This window comes from Streptomyces sp. NPDC051364 (assembly GCF_040682115.1).
Taxonomy (GTDB): Bacteria; Actinomycetota; Actinomycetes; order Streptomycetales; family Streptomycetaceae; genus Streptomyces.
Window position 1 is genome coordinate 417,331 of sequence record NZ_JBFBAH010000003.1, and the last position, 15,890, is coordinate 433,220.

Annotated in this window: 13 protein-coding genes; 11 read left to right on the top strand and 2 right to left on the bottom strand. The window is 70.6% G+C overall.

The features are described from left to right. The first annotated feature begins 33 nt into the window (after positions 1-33). Positions 34-906, top strand: a complete 873-nt coding sequence (locus AB0M76_RS08940) for an SDR family NAD(P)-dependent oxidoreductase (protein WP_365952238.1) — start codon at positions 34-36, stop codon at positions 904-906. A 61-nt stretch (positions 907-967) separates the two neighbouring features. Here AB0M76_RS08940 and AB0M76_RS08945 read toward each other — a convergent pair whose 3' ends face one another. After that, positions 968-1,789, bottom strand: coding sequence for a phosphatase (locus AB0M76_RS08945; protein ID WP_365952239.1), 822 nt, complete (start codon positions 1,787-1,789; stop codon positions 968-970). A gap of 56 nt (positions 1,790-1,845) precedes the next feature. After that, complete coding sequence (locus AB0M76_RS08950; protein ID WP_365952240.1) at positions 1,846-2,424, bottom strand: TetR/AcrR family transcriptional regulator; 579 nt, start codon at positions 2,422-2,424, stop codon at positions 1,846-1,848. A 99-nt stretch (positions 2,425-2,523) separates the two neighbouring features. On the opposite strand from AB0M76_RS08950, the gene AB0M76_RS08955 reads away from it, so the two are divergent. The 10 genes from AB0M76_RS08955 to AB0M76_RS09000 all read left to right on the top strand — a co-directional run bounded on the left by AB0M76_RS08955 (position 2,524) and on the right by AB0M76_RS09000 (position 15,846). Beyond that, positions 2,524-4,140, top strand: a complete 1,617-nt coding sequence (locus AB0M76_RS08955) for a carboxyl transferase domain-containing protein (protein ID WP_365952241.1) — start codon at positions 2,524-2,526, stop codon at positions 4,138-4,140. A gap of 23 nt (positions 4,141-4,163) precedes the next feature. Then, a complete protein-coding gene (locus AB0M76_RS08960) occupies positions 4,164-6,236 on the top strand; it encodes a biotin carboxylase N-terminal domain-containing protein (protein WP_365952242.1) in 2,073 nt (690 codons plus the stop codon). An 11-nt stretch (positions 6,237-6,247) separates the two neighbouring features. Next, a complete protein-coding gene (locus AB0M76_RS08965) occupies positions 6,248-7,168 on the top strand; it encodes a hydroxymethylglutaryl-CoA lyase (protein WP_266999420.1) in 921 nt (306 codons plus the stop codon). A gap of 7 nt (positions 7,169-7,175) precedes the next feature. Continuing rightward, the gene (locus tag AB0M76_RS08970) at positions 7,176-8,336 is read left to right on the top strand and encodes an acyl-CoA dehydrogenase family protein (RefSeq protein WP_365952243.1); all 1,161 of its coding nucleotides are present in this window, start codon (positions 7,176-7,178) and stop codon (positions 8,334-8,336) included. Positions 8,337-8,472: 136 nt separating this feature from the next. Further along, a complete protein-coding gene (locus AB0M76_RS08975; RefSeq protein WP_365952244.1) occupies positions 8,473-9,519 on the top strand; it encodes an ABC transporter substrate-binding protein in 1,047 nt (348 codons plus the stop codon). Positions 9,520-9,572: 53 nt separating this feature from the next. After that, on the top strand, positions 9,573-10,532 hold the full coding sequence (locus AB0M76_RS08980; protein WP_365952245.1) for a siderophore-interacting protein: 960 nt from the start codon (positions 9,573-9,575) through the stop codon (positions 10,530-10,532). Between the two features lie 143 nt (positions 10,533-10,675). Then, positions 10,676-12,190: an aspartate aminotransferase family protein gene (locus AB0M76_RS08985; protein ID WP_365952246.1), complete on the top strand. Its 1,515-nt coding sequence runs from the start codon at positions 10,676-10,678 to the stop codon at positions 12,188-12,190. After that, positions 12,174-13,484 (top strand): SidA/IucD/PvdA family monooxygenase, encoded by a 1,311-nt coding sequence (locus AB0M76_RS08990; protein ID WP_365952247.1) that lies wholly within the window; start codon positions 12,174-12,176, stop codon positions 13,482-13,484. The genes AB0M76_RS08985 and AB0M76_RS08990 overlap by 17 nt, the downstream gene beginning before the upstream one ends. Then, a complete protein-coding gene (locus tag AB0M76_RS08995) occupies positions 13,481-14,065 on the top strand; it encodes a GNAT family N-acetyltransferase (RefSeq protein ID WP_365952248.1) in 585 nt (194 codons plus the stop codon). The genes AB0M76_RS08990 and AB0M76_RS08995 overlap by 4 nt, the downstream gene beginning before the upstream one ends. Then, positions 14,062-15,846 (top strand): IucA/IucC family siderophore biosynthesis protein, encoded by a 1,785-nt coding sequence (locus AB0M76_RS09000; protein ID WP_365952249.1) that lies wholly within the window; start codon positions 14,062-14,064, stop codon positions 15,844-15,846. Before AB0M76_RS08995 ends, AB0M76_RS09000 begins: the two co-directional genes overlap by 4 nt. Positions 15,847-15,890 lie beyond the last annotated feature (44 nt).

Consider the following 15,890-nt stretch of genomic DNA (forward strand, 5'->3'; position numbering starts at 1 on the left):
TGTGTGCACGCACAAATATAGGGAGACTCTTTCATGAGCACAGCAATGAGCGCCAACACCGCCGCCAAGACCGTCCTCATCACCGGCACCTCCTCCGGCATCGGCCTGGCCGCCGCGGTCGCCGCCGCCCGGGCGGGCTGGCACACCGTCGCCACCATGCGGGACACCACCCGCGCCGACGCCCTGAACAAGGCCGCCGCCGAAGCCGGCGTCGCCGACCTCGTCCAGGTCAAGCGGCTCGACGTGACCGACGCGGAGTCCGTGGCCGCGTGCGTGACCGAGGTCGTCGCCGAGCACGGGCACCTCGACGCGGTCGTGAACAACGCGGGCGCCGGCTTCGTGGGCACGATCGAGCAGCACAGCATGGAGCAGCTGCGGAACGTCATGGAGGTCAACTTCTTCGGTGTGGCCGAGCTCACCCGGGCGGCGCTCCCGCACCTGCGCGCCTCGGGCGGCCGGGTCATCACCGTGACGAGCGTCGGCGGCATGATCGGCCAGCCGTTCAACGAGTCCTACTGCGCGGCCAAGTTCGCCGTCGAGGGGTTCATGGAGTCCCTGGCTCCGGTCGCCGCGTCCGCGGGCGTCCAGGTGGCCGTCGTCGAACCGGGCGCCGTCGCCAGCGAGTTCGTGAACAACGTCGGGCTCGACATCCCGGCGCTGACCGCCCAGGCGGGTCCGTACGCCCCGGCGCTGCAGGGCTACATCAACCACGCCCTGCAGGTCTTCGGCAGCGACACCGCCCAGACCTCGGAGCAGGCGGCGGCGCCGGTCATCGAGGCGCTGACCGCCGAGAAGATGCCGTTCCGGATCCAGACCTCCGACTGGGCGCGCGACTTCGTCGGCATGAAGCTCGCGGACCTCGACGGCTCGGCCGTCCAGACCGCGATGACCGACTGGCTCGGCTAGAACCGTTCCGGGCCCCGCGCCTCCGACGGTCAACCGGAGGCGCGCGGGGAGCCGGACACCCCTACAGGAGGCCGGCCGCCGACAGCAGGTACGCCACCAACGGGTCGTAGAAGCGCGGGTCGCGTACGTGGTCGTCGAGCGGGACCGCCACCTGGAGGGTGCCCTCCGCCTCGCCCAGGAACAGTGCGGGGTCGTTGCAGTCCGCGTACCCCACCGCGTCCAGCCCGCGTTGCGCCGCGCACCCCGCCCAGCCGTGGTCGGCGACGACCAGGTCCGGCTGGGGGCGGTTCTCCGCTGTCAGGCCGTCCAGGATCGCGGCCATCGGCTCCGGGGAGTGGGTGTGCCACAGCGTGGCCCCGCGCTCCAGCACGGCGACGTCCGCGAACTGCCACACCGAGCCCTCGTCCGCGACCAGGCCGGGCGGGATCACCACGATCTCGCAGCCCGCGGCGCGCAGCGCGGCCGCCGTCGCCCGGTGGACGTCCAGCAGGCCGCCCGGGTGCCCCGTGGCCAGCAGCACGCTCTGCCGGTCCAGGGCCGCCTTGCGCAGCCGCGCCGCCATCCGGTCCAGGCCGGACACCGTCAGCTCCGGGTCGATCGTGTCCTGGCCGAACCGGTACGCGGCGTCGTCGACGACCCCGCACCGCTCCGCCATCACGGCGAGCACGTCCTGCTCGTCCGCCCAGCGGTCGCCCAGCTCCAGGCCCAGCCAGTAGTGCCGGTCGCCGTTGGCGAGCTTGCGGTAGTGCGACAGGTTGTTCTCACGGGGCGTGGCGACCTGGCCCGAGATCCGGGTGCGGACCAGATGGTCGACGAGTTCGGCGCGGCTCGGCGGTTCAACTGACAGGGCGGGCGTGTCTATCGGCTTCGGCATGCGGCCCATTCTGCCGCCGCCGGGCCCGAGTCGCCGGTTCCATTCCGACCAGCGGACGCGTCGTGTCACCCCGACAGCGCCCCGAACGCCCCGTGCGCCAGTCGCCGCAGCAGCGATTCCGTCGCCTCCCGGCCGAGCGCCGCCAGGTGCGGGGTGGAGTTGAGCAGGCCGAAGACGGCATGGACGGACACCCGCACCTCCGCCTCGCCGACCTCCGGGTGCAGTTCCCGTACGACCTCCACCCACAGCTCCACGTACTTGCGCTGGAGCTGCCGTACGAGCTTGCGGTCGGTCTCCCGCAGCCGGTCCAGCTCCCGGTCGTGCAGGGTGATCAGCGCCCGGTCGTCGAGGGCGAAGTCGATGTGGCCGTCGATGAGGGAGGCCAGTACGCCGGCCGGGTCTCCCGCGGCCTCGGCCACCCGGTGGCGGCCTCCGGTCAGCAGCCGCTCGCTGATCCCGACCAGCAGCTCGGCGAGCATGGCGTCCTTGCCCGCGAAATGGCGGTACAGGCCGGGGCCGCTGATGCCCACGGCGGCCCCTATCTCGTCCACGCCGACGCCGTGGAACCCGCGCTCGGCGAAGAGGCGGGCGGCCTCACTGAGGATCTGCTCGCGACGGGTCGGGGCGGCGGCTCTGGTGCTCATGGGAATCCATTCTAGACAGGGCCGTTAGCGCTCGTTAACCTAGGCGGTACATGCGTTAACGCTCATTAACAGCGTGCACCGAGCAAGGGAGCTCGACCGATGCAGCAGGCACCAGTGCTGACGAGCGCCGCGGACCCGGCGTCCGAGGCCTGGCGGACCAACGAGGCCGCCCACCGCGAGCTCACCGAGGGGCTGCGGGCCCGGCTCGAAGCGGCCCGGCTCGGCGGCGGTGAGAAGGCCCGCGCCCGCCACACCGCCCGCGGGAAGCTGCTCCCCCGCGACCGCGTGGACGCCCTCCTGGACCCCGGGTCCCCCTTCCTGGAGCTGGCCCCGCTGGCCGCCGAGGGCATGTACGGGGGCGCGGCTCCGGCCGCCGGGGTCATCGCAGGCATCGGCCGGGTCAGCGGCCGCGAGTGCGTGATCGTCGCGAACGACGCCACCGTCAAGGGCGGCACGTACTACCCGATGACCGTGAAGAAGCACCTCCGTGCGCAGGAAGTGGCCCTGGAGAATCGTCTCCCCTGCCTCTACCTGGTCGACTCGGGCGGCGCCTTCCTCCCCATGCAGGACGAGGTCTTCCCCGACCGGGAGCACTTCGGCCGCATCTTCTACAACCAGGCGCGCATGTCCGGCGCCGGCATCCCGCAGATCGCCGCCGTCCTCGGCTCCTGCACGGCGGGCGGCGCGTACGTCCCGGCGATGAGCGACGAGGCCGTCATCGTCCGCGGCCAGGGCACGATCTTCCTCGGCGGCCCGCCGCTGGTGAAGGCCGCCACCGGCGAGGTGGTCACGGCCGAGGAGCTCGGCGGCGGCGAGGTCCACTCCCGGGTCTCGGGCGTCACCGACCACCTCGCGGAGGACGATGCGCACGCGCTGCGGATCGTACGGAACATCGTGGCGACCCTGCCGGAGCGCCAGGCCCTGCCCTGGTCGGTCGAGGCGCCGGAAGAGCCGAAGGTGGACCCGTACGGGCTGTACGGCGCGGTCCCGGTCGACTCGCGCACCCCGTACGACGCCCGCGAGATCATCGCCCGCATCGTGGACGGGTCCCGCTTCCAGGAGTTCAAGTCGGAGTTCGGGCAGACGCTCGTCACCGGTTTCGCCCGGATCCACGGCCACCCGGTCGGGATCGTCGCCAACAACGGCATCCTGTTCTCCGAATCCGCCCAGAAGGGCGCGCACTTCATCGAGCTGTGCGACCAGCGCGGGATCCCGCTCCTCTTCCTCCAGAACATCTCGGGCTTCATGGTCGGCCGGGACTACGAGGCCGGCGGCATCGCCAAGCACGGCGCCAAGATGGTCACGGCCGTGGCCTGCACCCGGGTCCCGAAGCTGACCGTGGTCGTCGGCGGCTCGTACGGCGCGGGCAACTACTCGATGTGCGGGCGGGCCTACTCGCCCCGCTTCATGTGGATGTGGCCCAACGCCAAGATCTCGGTGATGGGCGGCGAGCAGGCCGCGTCCGTACTGGCCACGGTCAAGCGGGACCAGATCGAGGGCGCCGGCCAGGAGTGGCCGCTCGAGGACGAGGAGTCCTTCAAGGCCCCGGTCCGCGCGCAGTACGAGGAACAGGGCAACGCCTACTACGCCACCGCGCGGCTGTGGGACGACGGGGTCATCGACCCGATGGAGACCCGGCAGGTGCTGGGACTGGCCCTGACCGCGTGCGCGAACGCCCCGCTGGGCGACGCGGGCTTCGGCATCTTCCGAATGTGACGTGTGACGTGAGGACTTCTTCGATGTTCAGCACTGTTCTGGTCGCGAACCGGGGCGAGATCGCGGTCCGGGTCATCCGCACGCTGCGGGAGCTCGGGGTGCGGTCCGTGGCCGTCTTCAGCGACGCGGACGCGGACGCACGGCACGTACGGGAGGCCGACACGGCCGTCCGGATCGGCCCGGCGGCGGCCGCCGAGAGCTACCTGTCGGTGGAGCGGCTGCTCGACGCGGCCCGCCGCACGGGGGCCGAGGCCGTCCACCCGGGCTACGGCTTCCTCGCGGAGAACGCGGCCTTCGCGGCCGCCTGCGCGGAGGCGGGCCTGGCCTTCATCGGGCCGCCGGCCTCGGCGATCTCCCTGATGGGCGACAAGATCCGCGCCAAGGAGACCGTGAAGGCGGCCGGGGTCCCGGTCGTGCCCGGCTCCTCGGGCAGCGGCCTGTCGGACGCCGAACTGATCGCGGCCGCCGAGGAGATCGGCATGCCGGTGCTGCTGAAGCCCTCGGCGGGCGGCGGCGGCAAGGGCATGCGGCTGGTCCGCGACGCCGGCCTGCTGGGCGAGGAGATCGCGGCGGCCCGCCGCGAGGCCCGCTCCTCGTTCGGCGACGACACGCTGCTCGTGGAGCGGTGGGTGGACCGGCCGCGGCACATCGAGATCCAGGTGCTGGCGGACGCGCACGGGAACGTGGTGCACCTGGGCGAGCGCGAGTGCTCGCTGCAGCGACGCCACCAGAAGGTGATCGAGGAGGCCCCGTCGGTCCTGCTCACCCCGGAACTGCGGGCCTCGATGGGCGCGGCGGCGGTGGAGGCGGCGCGCTCGTGCGGGTACGTCGGCGCGGGCACGGTGGAGTTCATCGTCCCGGGCGGGGACCCGTCCTCGTACTACTTCATGGAGATGAACACCCGGCTCCAGGTGGAGCACCCGGTGACGGAGCTGATCACCGGGCTGGACCTGGTGGAACAGCAGCTGCGGGTCGCCTCCGGCGCCGAGCTGGGCTTCGACCAGTCCGGGGTCCGGCTGACCGGGCACGCGATCGAGGCCCGCGTCTGCGCGGAGGACCCGGCACGGGGGTTCCTGCCGTCCGGCGGTACGGTCCTCGCGCTGTCCGAGCCGTCGGGTGGCTCTGTCCGTACGGACTCCGGCCTGACGGCTGGGGTGGACACCGGGTCGACGTACGACCCGATGCTGTCGAAGGTGATCGCGTACGGTCCGGACCGGGCCGCTGCCCTCAGGGTGCTGCGGAGTGCCCTTGCCGACACCGTGATCCTGGGCGTCCAGACCAACACCGGTTTCCTGCGGAGGCTGTTGGCGCACCCGGATGTGGTGTCCGGGGACCTGGACACCGGGCTGGTGGAGCGGGACCTGGCAGGCATGCTGCCGGAGGGCGTCCCGCCGGAGGTGTACGCCACGGCTGCGCTGCTGGCCCAGGACGGTGCGGCAGCGGCCGCGGATGGGTGGGTCGACCCGTTCGGGGCGGCCGACGGCTGGCGCCTCGGCGGTACCCCCGCCTGGACGGTCCACCACTTCCGCCTCCCGGGCCAGGACCCGATCACCATCCGCACCCGCCCCTCGGGCACCCGGACAGAGCTCCTGCTCACCGACGACGGGGACGATGCAGCCCCGCCGGCAATTGAAACGCGGGGTCCGGGGCAGAGCCCCGGCGCACCGGCCCGCGGGCGGATCGTGGCCCGGACCGCCGACCGCGTCACCGTCGAGCTGGACGGGGTCACCCACACCTTCAGCCACGCCCGCTCCCCCGAAGGGACCTGGCTCGGCCGCGACGGCGACTCCTGGCACGTCCAGACCCACGACCCCGTCGCGGCGAAGGGCACGGCCGGCGCCGGCGCCGACACTCTCGCCGCCCCCATGCCCGGCACCGTCACCGTCGTCAAGGTCGCCGTCGGCGACCACGTCGTCGCCGGGCAGAGCCTGCTCGTCGTCGAGGCGATGAAGATGGAGCACGTCATCTCCGCCCCCCACTCCGGCACGGTCACCGAGCTGGACGTCTCCCCCGGCACGACCGTCGCCATGGACCAGGTCCTGGCCGTCGTCACCCCGGACGAGGAAGCGGAAAAGGAAGAAGGGGAGGCCAAGTGAACGGGCTGCCCATGACCGTCCCGGCCCCCGAGCTGCCGGCCCGCGTCCGCATCCACGAGGTCGGCGCCCGCGACGGACTGCAGAACGAGAAGACGGCCGTACCCACCCATGTGAAGGCCGAGTTCATCCACCGGCTGGCCGCGGCCGGGCTGACCACCGTCGAGGCGACCAGCTTCGTGCACCCCAAGTGGGTGCCCCAGCTGGCGGACGCCGAGGAGCTGTTCCCGCAGCTCCAGGACCTGGCCGGGGTCCACCTCCCCGTCCTGGTCCCCAACGAGCGCGGGCTCGACCGCGCCCTGGCCCTCGGCGCGGGCCGCATCGCGGTCTTCGGCTCGGCGACCGAGACCTTCGCCTCGCGCAACCTCAACCGGACCGTCGCCGAGTCCCTCGCCATGTTCGAGCCCGTCGTGGCCCGCGCCAAGGAGGGCAAGGCGCATGTCCGCGGCTATCTCTCCATGTGCTTCGGCGACCCCTGGGAGGGCCCCGTCCCGGTCCACCAGGTGGTCCGCGTGGCCAAGGCCCTGCTCGACCTCGGCTGCGACGAGCTCAGCCTCGGCGACACCATCGGCGTCGCCACCCCGGGCCACGTCCAGACCCTGCTCAGCGAGCTCAACGAGGAGGGCGTGCCGACCGACCGGATCGGCGTGCACTTCCACGACACCTACGGCCAGGCCCTGTCCAACACCCTCGCCGCGCTCCAGCACGGAGTGACCACCGTCGACGCCTCCGCAGGCGGCCTCGGCGGCTGCCCGTACGCGAAGAGCGCCACCGGCAACCTCGCCACCGAGGACCTGGTGTGGATGCTCGACGGCCTCGGCATCGAGACAGGCGTCGACCTGGCCGCCCTCACCGCCACGAGCGTGTGGATGGCCGAACAGCTGGGACGCCCCAGCCCCTCCCGTACCGTCCGCGCCCTCTCCCACAAGGAGTAACGAAGACATGGCCCTCGACCACCGGCTCACCCCCGAGCACGAGGAACTCCGCCGTACCGTCGAGGCGTTCGCGCACGACGTCGTCGCCCCCAAGATCGGCGACCTGTACGAGCGGCACGAGTTCCCGTACGAGATCGTCCGCGAGATGGGCCGCATGGGCCTGTTCGGCCTGCCCTTCCCGGAGGAGTACGGCGGCATGGGCGGCGACTACCTCGCCCTCGGCATCGCCCTGGAGGAGCTGGCCCGCGTCGACTCCTCGGTCGCCATCACCCTGGAGGCGGGCGTCTCGCTGGGCGCCATGCCCCTCTACCTCTTCGGTACCGAGGAGCAGAAGCAGCAGTGGCTGCCGAAGATGTGCGCCGGCGAGGTGCTCGGCGCCTTCGGCCTGACGGAGCCGGACGGCGGCTCCGACGCCGGCGGCACCCGGACGACGGCCGTCAAGGACGGCGACGAGTGGGTGATCAACGGCTCGAAGTGCTTCATCACCAACTCCGGTACGGACATCACCGGCCTGGTCACCGTCACCGCCGTGACGGGCCGCAAGGCCGACGGCCGCCCGGAGATCTCCTCGATCATCGTCCCGTCCGGCACCCCGGGCTTCACGGTGGCCGCGCCGTACTCCAAGGTCGGCTGGAACTCCTCGGACACGCGGGAGCTGGCGTTCGACAACGTACGGGTGCCGCTGGCCAACCTGGTCGGCCAGGAGGGCCGCGGCTACGCCCAGTTCCTGCGGATCCTCGACGAGGGCCGCATCGCGATCTCGGCGCTCGCCACGGGCCTCGCGCAGGGCTGCGTGGACGAGTCGGTGAAGTACGCGAAGGAGCGCAAGGCGTTCGGCCGGCCCATCGGCGACAACCAGGCCATCCAGTTCAAGCTGGCGGACATGGAGATGCGCGCCCACATGGCGCGGATCGGCTGGCGTGACGCGGCCTCCCGCCTCGTGGCCGGGGAGCCGTTCAAGAAGGAGGCGGCGATCGCGAAGCTGTACTCCTCGACGGTCGCCGTCGACAACGCGCGTGAGGCCACCCAGATCCACGGCGGCTACGGGTTCATGAACGAGTACCCGGTGGCGCGCATGTGGCGGGATTCCAAGATCCTGGAGATCGGCGAGGGCACCAGCGAGGTGCAGCGCATGCTCATCGCCCGTGAGCTGGGCTTCGCCGGCTAGGCACCACGGATCGCAGTACGCACGAGGGGGCCTTGAGGAAACTTAGGGCCCCCTTACCGTTTTCGGCCAAGGTTAGGCTAACCTTCCCTCCGAACGGCCCAGTGGCCGCCCGGCACGCACGAAAGCGGACATCGACATGCCCAAGTCCCGCACCTCCTACCTCTCCCGTCGCGGTCTCATCGCCGCCGGCGGCGCCCTCGGCCTCGTCGCGGCCCTCACCGGATGCGGCGGCTCCGACTCGGCGAAGAGCGAGGCGGGCGACAAGGACAAGGGCGCTGCGACCTCGGGCTCCTGGACCTTCAAGGACGACCTCGGCAAGGACATCAGCCTCAAGGCCAAGCCGAAGAACATCGTGGCCTACACCGGCACCGCCGCCGCGCTCTACGACTACGGCGTCCAGGTCAAGGGCGTCTTCGGCCCGACCAAGACCGCCGACGGCAAGGCCGACACGATGGCCGGCTCGATGGACATCTCCAAGGTCGAGATCCTCGGCAACGTCTACGACGAGTTCAACGTCGAGAAGTACGCGGCCCTCCAGCCCGAGCTGCTGGTCACCAACACCTGGGACGGCAGCTACTGGTTCGTCCCGGAGGCCTCCAAGGACAAGATCCTGAAGCTGGCCCCGGCCGCCGCGATCGGCGTGGGCGGCGACGCCTCCCTCGACAAGGCGCTGGAGCGGACGGCCGACCTCGCCAAGTCCCTGGGCGCCGACCTGAACACCAAGCAGACCGCCGACGCCAAGGCCCGCTTCGAGTCGGCCGCCACCAAGGTCCGCGAGGCCACCAAGGCCAACCCGGGCATCAAGGTGCTCGTCGGCTCCGGCTCCGCCGACCTGTTCTACGTCTCCACCCCGAAGACCTCGGCCGACCTGAAGTACTTCGAGACCCTCGGCGTCGAGTTCGTCACCCCGGAGCAGGGCAAGCTGGACGCGGGCGGCTTCTTCGAGAGCCTCAGCTGGGAGAACGCCGGCAAGTACAAGGCCGACCTGGTCCTGCTCGACAACCGCACCGGCACCCTGCAGCCGGAGGAGCTGAAGGCCAAGCCGACCTGGGCCGAGCTGCCCGCCGTCAAGGCCGGCCAGGTCGCCCCGCGCGTGACCGAGCCGATCTACTCGTACGACAAGTGCGCCCAGATCCTCGAGGACCTCGCGAAGTCCATCCAGAACGCCAAGAAGGTCGGCTGACCCTCGGCGCCCCGACCAGGCGCCGTTTCCACTGACGAGGGGGGACTCTCCGCATGACCGCCACCGCACCCGACGTCCAGGTGTCCGACGCCACCGCATCCGACACCACCCCGGCCGCCGCCCACTTCCGGTTCTTCGAACTCGAAGTGCTCCGCACGCGCCGGCTCGGGCACTCGTTCCTGCGGGTCACGTTCGGCGGGGAGTCCCTCTCAGGCTTCCGCTCGGGCGGCTACGACCAGAGCCTGTCGCTCTTCCTGCCGCCAGCCCACCAGGAGCACACCGCGCTCCCGTCCACGGACGAGGACACCTGGTTCGCGGCCTGGCGCGGAATGCCGGACGAGGAGCGGCCGGTGATGCGCTCGTACACCGTGCGCGAGCAGCGCCGTACGCCCGAGGGCGCCGACGAGGTCGACATCGACTTCGTGCTCCACGGGGACCCCTCCGCGGCAGCGGCTGATGTCACAGCTCCGGCCTCGTACTGGGCCGGGCGGGCGGTGACCGGCCGCCGGATCATGGCGATCGGCCCGGCCGTCGCGGCGAACAAGTCCGTACGGTTCCAGCCGCCGGCCGGCACCGACGCGCTGCTCATGTACGCGGACGAGACGGCGCTCCCCGCGGCCGCCGCGATCCTGGACCGGCTCCCCGCCGGGACCCGGGTCGCCGCGTGGTTCGAGGTCCCGCACGCCGGCGACCGGCTCGTCCTGCCGACGCGCGCCGACGCGGACATCACCTGGATCGTGCGGGAGAGCGGCGCGGGCAAGGAGCGCACCGAGCGCGTGCTGGAGGCGCTCCGGGCGGCCGAACTGCCGGTCGCCGAAGCTCCGTACGCCTGGCTCGCGGGCGAGGCCGGCACGGTTCGGGCGGTCCGCCGGCATGTCGTGCAGGAACGTTCCATCGACCGGCATGCGGTGCGCTTCACCGGTTACTGGCGTCTCGGTGCGAGCGAGGAGGAACTCCTCGCCGAGGCGTACGCGGGCCAGGCGGCCGGCGAGGAACCCACGTCCGAGCTGTAGCAACTCCCGCTCTCCCCACCCCTCTTCAGCGATGGGCCCCGGCTTCCGGCCGGGGCCCATCGCTATTTGGCCGAAAGATTAGGTTAGGCTAACCTAAGAATCACCTTCCCCACCCGCCGCTTTCCCTGCCCGGAGGAACGTTGATGCGCTCGCATCTGCTGAATGAGACGACCGCGGACCTGTACCGGCGTGCCGTCACCGAAGGCGTCGAGCGCGTCGCTGCCAAACTCGCGACCACCGAGCGGCCGCACACCGGCATATCCGTCGACGAACTCGCCCCGGTCATCAACGGGATAGACCTGGACCGGCCCCTCGAAGACCCGGCCGCCGTCCTCGACGAGCTGGAAGAGGTCTACCTGCGCGACGCGGTGTACTTCCACCACCCGCGCTACCTGGGCCACCTCAACTGCCCGGTCGTCATCCCCGCCGTCCTCGGCGAGGCCGTCCTCTCGGCCGTCAACTCCTCCCTGGACACCTGGGACCAGTCCATAGGCGGCACGCTCATCGAGCGCCGCCTGATCGACTGGACCGCGCAGCGCATCGGCCTCGGCCCGGACGCGGACGGCATCTTCACCTCCGGCGGCAGCCAGTCCAACTTCCACGCGCTGCTGCTGGCCCGCGACGAGGCCTGCCGCAAGGTCATGCAGAGCAGCGAGCGGGCGCTCCTGAAGTCCGAGGTCCTGCCCAAGCTGCGCATCTTCACCTCCGAGGCCGGCCACTTCAGCGTCAAGAAGTCGGCCGCCATGCTCGGGCTCGGCTACGAGGCCGTCATCGCCGTCCCCGTCGACCGCAACCGCCGCATGGACACCTCCGTGCTCGCCCTCGAGCTGGAGAACTGCGCCACCGAGGGCCTGTTCCCGATGGCCGTCGTCGCCACCGCCGGCACCACCGACTTCGGGTCCATCGACCCGCTCCCCGAGATCGCCCGCCTGGCCGCCGAGCACTCCGCGTGGATGCACGTGGACGCCGCGTACGGCTGCGGACTGCTGATCTCCCCCACCCGGCGGCACCTGCTCGACGGCATCGAACTGGCCGACTCGGTCACGGTCGACTACCACAAGTCGTTCTTCCAGCCGGTCAGTTCCAGCGCGATGCTGGTCCGCGACCGCGACACCCTCAAGCACGCCACGTACCACGCGGACTACCTCAACCCCCTCCCCAGCGCGGAGGTGGGGGCACCTCCCGCGCCCGGAGGGCTGCGGGGGAGGATCCCGAACCAGGTCGACAAGTCCATCCAGACCACGCGCCGCTTCGACGCGCTCAAGCTCTGGATGACCCTGCGCACCATGGGCGCCGACGGCCTCGGCTCGCTCTTCGACGAGGTCATCGACCTGGCCGCCGCCGGCTGGCGCATCATCGATGCCGACCCGCGCTTCGAGGTCGTCGTCAAGCCCCAGATCTCCACCCTGGTCTTCCGCTACGTGCCCTCCGGCGACGTCCGCAAGGACCTCGTCGACGAGGCCAACCTGCACGCCCGCAAGGCGCTGTTCGCCTCCGGCGAGGCAGTCGTCGCCGGCACCAAGGTGGACGGCGACCAGTACCTGAAGTTCACCCTCCTCAACCCGCAGACCACGACGGCCGACATCGCGGCCGTCCTCGACCTCCTCGCGTCCCACGCCGAGCAGTACCTGGGAGAGTCCCTTGTCCACGCCTCGTGAGCCCCGCCGGCCGTTCGACTTCATCGGTATCGGCCTCGGTCCCTTCAACCTGGGGCTCGCCTGCCTGACCGCTCCGATCGACGAGCTCGACGGCCTCTTCATCGAGACGAAGCCGCACTTCGAGTGGCACGCCGGGATGTTCCTGGACGGTGCGCACCTGCAGACGCCGTTCATGTCGGACCTGGTCACGCTGGCCGACCCGACCTCGCCCTTCTCCTTCCTGAACTACCTGAAGGACAAGGACCGGCTGTACTCCTTCTACATCCGGGAGAACTTCTACCCGCTGCGGACCGAGTACAACGACTACTGCCGCTGGGCCGCCGACCGCCTCGACAACGTGCAGTACTCCACCTCCGTCACGGAGGTCACGTACGACGAGCAGGCCGGCCTGTACGAGGTCCACACCGACCGCGGCGAGACCCACCTGGCCCGCCGCCTGGTCCTGGGCACCGGCACCCCGCCGTTCGTCCCGCAGGCCTGCGCCGGGCTCGGCGGCGACTTCACGCACAACTCCGCGTACATGCAGAACAAGGCGGAGCTCCAGCAGAAGAAGTCGATCACGCTGGTCGGCTCCGGCCAGAGCGCGGCGGAGATCTACTACGACCTGCTCGCCGAGATCGACGTGTACGGCTACCAGCTCAACTGGGTGACCCGCTCCCCGCGGTTCTTCCCGCTGGAGTACACGAAGCTGACGCTGGAGATGACCTCCCCGGAGTACGTGGACTACTTCCACGCGCTGCCCGAGGAGACCCGCTACCGGCTCGAGCACCAGCAGAAGAACCTCTTCAAGGGCATCGACGGCGAGCTCATCAACGCCATCTTCGACATGCTCTACCAGAAGAAGGTCACCTCGCCGGGCGCGGTCCCGACCACCCTGCTGACCAACACCTCGCTGAACTCGGCGGCGTACGACACCACCACGGGCGCGTACACCCTGGGGCTGCGCCAGGAGGAGCAGGAGCGCGACTTCTCTCTCGCCACCGAGGGCCTGATCCTCGCGACGGGCTACAAGTACACGCTCCCGGAGTTCCTGAACCCCGTGCGCGAGCGCCTGTCCTTCGACGGCCACGGCCGCCCCGACGCGGCCCGCAACTACAGCATCGACGTGACCGGCCGCGGGGTCTTCCTGCAGAACGGCACGGTCCACAACCACTCCATCACCTCGCCCGACCTGGGCATGGCCGCGTACCGCAACGCGTACATCATCGGAGAGCTCCTCGGCCGCGAGTACTACAAGGTCGAGAAGTCCATCGCGTTCCAGCAGTTCGCCGCCCCGGAAGGCCCGCACGCATGAGCACCACCGAAATCCTGTACAGCCGCGTCGACACGGACCTCGGGGCCTTCTCCGTGAGGCCCCTGGACCCCTTCGCCGATGCGGAGCTGCTGCACGGCTGGGTCACCCACCCGAAGGCCTCGTTCTGGATGATGCAGGACGCCTCGCTGCCGGACGTCGAGCGCGAGTACATGCGGATCGCCGCCCACGAGCACCACGAGGCCTTCATCGGCCTGCACGAGGGCCGCCCGGCCTTCCTGATGGAGACGTACGACCCGAGCGAGCTGGAGCTGGTCGGCCTGTACGACGCCCAGCACGGCGACGTCGGCATGCACTTCCTCGTCGCCCCGGGCGACCGGCCGCTGCACGGCTTCACCCGTGCGGTCATCACCACCGTGATGGCGGCCGTCTTCGCGGACCCGGCGACCGAGCGCGTCGTGGTCGAGCCGGACGTCGCCAACACCGCCGTGCACGCCCTGAACGAGGCCGTCGGCTTCGTACCGGAGCGGCAGGTCACCAAGCCGGAGAAGGAAGCCCTGCTGAGCTTCTGCACCCGCGCGCAGTTCGAGGCGGCCACCGGCCTGACGGGAGCCTCCATATGAGCCTCGCCGACGCGATCTCGCACCTCTCCCCCGAACCGTGGGCCCGCGCGAACCGCGCACTGGTCCGCAAGGCCCTGGCGGAGTTCTCGCACGAGCGCCTGCTGACCCCGAAGCCGCTCGGCGACTCGACGTACTCGGTCCTGAGCGACGACGGCACCGTGGAGTACCGCTTCGGCGCGGCCCTCCACGCCCTGGACCACTGGGCGGTCGACGAGGCCTCCGTCACCCGCCACCGGGACGGCGCCGAGCTGCCTCTGGACGCGATCGACTTCCACATCGAGCTGAAGGACGCCCTCGGTCTCAGCGCCGAGGTCCTGCCGGTGTACCTGGAGGAGATCTCCTCCACCCTGGCGGGCTCGGGCTTCAAGTACACGAAGCCGCAGGTCCCGGCCGCCGTCCTGGCGAAGTCCTCCTTCCAGGACATCGAGACCGGCATGACCGAGGGCCACCCCTGCTTCGTCGCCAACAACGGCCGGCTCGGCTTCGGCGTGCACGAGTACCTCTCGTACGCCCCGGAGACGGCGAGCCCCGTCCACCTGGTGTGGGTGGCGGCCCGCAAGGACGTCTCCACCTTCACGGCCGGCGCCGGCCTGGACCACGACTCGTTCATGCGCGACGAGCTGGGCGAGGCCGCCATCGCGGGGTTCGAGGCCAAGCTGTCCGCCATGGGCCTGGACCCGGCGGACTACCACTTCCTGCCGATCCACCCGTGGCAGTGGTGGAACAAGACCACGGTCACCTTCGCGGCCGAGATCGCGAGCCGCCGTCTGGTGCTGCTCGGAGAGGGCGAGGACGCATTCCTGGCCCAGCAGTCGATCCGTACGTTCTTCAACACCACGACGCCGGCGAAGCACTACGTGAAGACCGCCATCTCGGTCCTCAACATGGGCTTCATGCGCGGCCTGTCGGCGGCCTACATGGAGGCCACCCCGGCGATCAACGACTGGCTGCACCAGCTGATCGAGGGCGACGAGGTCCTGCAGTCGGTGGACTTCTCGATCATCCGCGAGCGCGCGGCCATCGGCTACCACCACCGCCAGTACGAGCGCGCCACCGACCGCTACTCGCCGTACCGCAAGATGCTGGCCGCCCTGTGGCGGGAGTCCCCGGTCAACCACCTCCGGGAGGGCGAGCGCCTGGCCACGATGGCCTCGCTGCTGCACGTCGACTCTGAGGGCAAGTCCTTCGTCGGCGCGCTGATCGAGGAGTCGGGCCTCACCCCGTCTGAGTGGCTGAAGCCGTACCTGAAGGCCTACCTCCTCCCGCTCCTGCACTGCTTCTACCAGTACGACCTGGCGTACATGCCGCACGGCGAGAACACCATCCTCGTCATCGAGAACGGCGTGGTGAAGCGGGCGATCTTCAAGGACATCGCCGAGGAGATCGTGGTCATGGACCCCGACGCGGTGCTCCCGCCGGCCGTCGAGCGCGTCAGGGCCGACATCCCGGAGGACATGAAGCTCCTGTCGATCTTCACGGACGTGTTCGACTGCTTCTTCCGCTTCCTGGGCTCGATCCTGGTCTCGGAGGGCATCTGCGAGGAGGAGACCTTCTGGCGGGCGATCGCGGACTGCGGCCACGACTACCAGGAGTCGATGCCGCAGCTGGCGGAGCGCTTCGAGCGGTACGACCTGTTCGCCGAGGAGTTCCAGCTGTCCTGCCTGAACCGGCTCCAGCTGCGCAACAACAAGCAGATGGTGGACCTCGCCGACCCGGCGGCCGCCCTCCAGCTGATCGGCACCCTCAAGAACCCCGTCGCGCCTTACGCATCGCGGCGGTGATCAAGGGGGCGGGTGCACTGCCGAATACGGTCCCTCGGCAGCGC

Bases quoted from the DNA above. Each gene is read 5' to 3' on its own strand.
- AB0M76_RS08955 (WP_365952241.1), top strand. From the start codon at position 2,524: ATGCAGCAGGCACCAGTGCTGACGAGCGCCGCGGACCCGGCGTCCGAG.
- AB0M76_RS08970 (WP_365952243.1), top strand. From the start codon at position 7,176: ATGGCCCTCGACCACCGGCTCACCCCCGAGCACGAGGAACTCCGCCGT.
- AB0M76_RS08950 (WP_365952240.1), bottom strand. From the start codon at position 2,424: ATGAGCACCAGAGCCGCCGCCCCGACCCGTCGCGAGCAGATCCTCAGT.
- AB0M76_RS08965 (WP_266999420.1), top strand. From the start codon at position 6,248: ATGACCGTCCCGGCCCCCGAGCTGCCGGCCCGCGTCCGCATCCACGAG.
- AB0M76_RS08975 (WP_365952244.1), top strand. From the start codon at position 8,473: ATGCCCAAGTCCCGCACCTCCTACCTCTCCCGTCGCGGTCTCATCGCC.
- AB0M76_RS08940 (WP_365952238.1), top strand. From the start codon at position 34: ATGAGCACAGCAATGAGCGCCAACACCGCCGCCAAGACCGTCCTCATC.
- AB0M76_RS08985 (WP_365952246.1), top strand. From the start codon at position 10,676: ATGCGCTCGCATCTGCTGAATGAGACGACCGCGGACCTGTACCGGCGT.
- AB0M76_RS09000 (WP_365952249.1), top strand. From the start codon at position 14,062: ATGAGCCTCGCCGACGCGATCTCGCACCTCTCCCCCGAACCGTGGGCC.
- AB0M76_RS08995 (WP_365952248.1), top strand. From the start codon at position 13,481: ATGAGCACCACCGAAATCCTGTACAGCCGCGTCGACACGGACCTCGGG.
- AB0M76_RS08945 (WP_365952239.1), bottom strand. From the start codon at position 1,789: ATGGGCCGCATGCCGAAGCCGATAGACACGCCCGCCCTGTCAGTTGAA.
- AB0M76_RS08980 (WP_365952245.1), top strand. From the start codon at position 9,573: ATGACCGCCACCGCACCCGACGTCCAGGTGTCCGACGCCACCGCATCC.
- AB0M76_RS08960 (WP_365952242.1), top strand. From the start codon at position 4,164: ATGTTCAGCACTGTTCTGGTCGCGAACCGGGGCGAGATCGCGGTCCGG.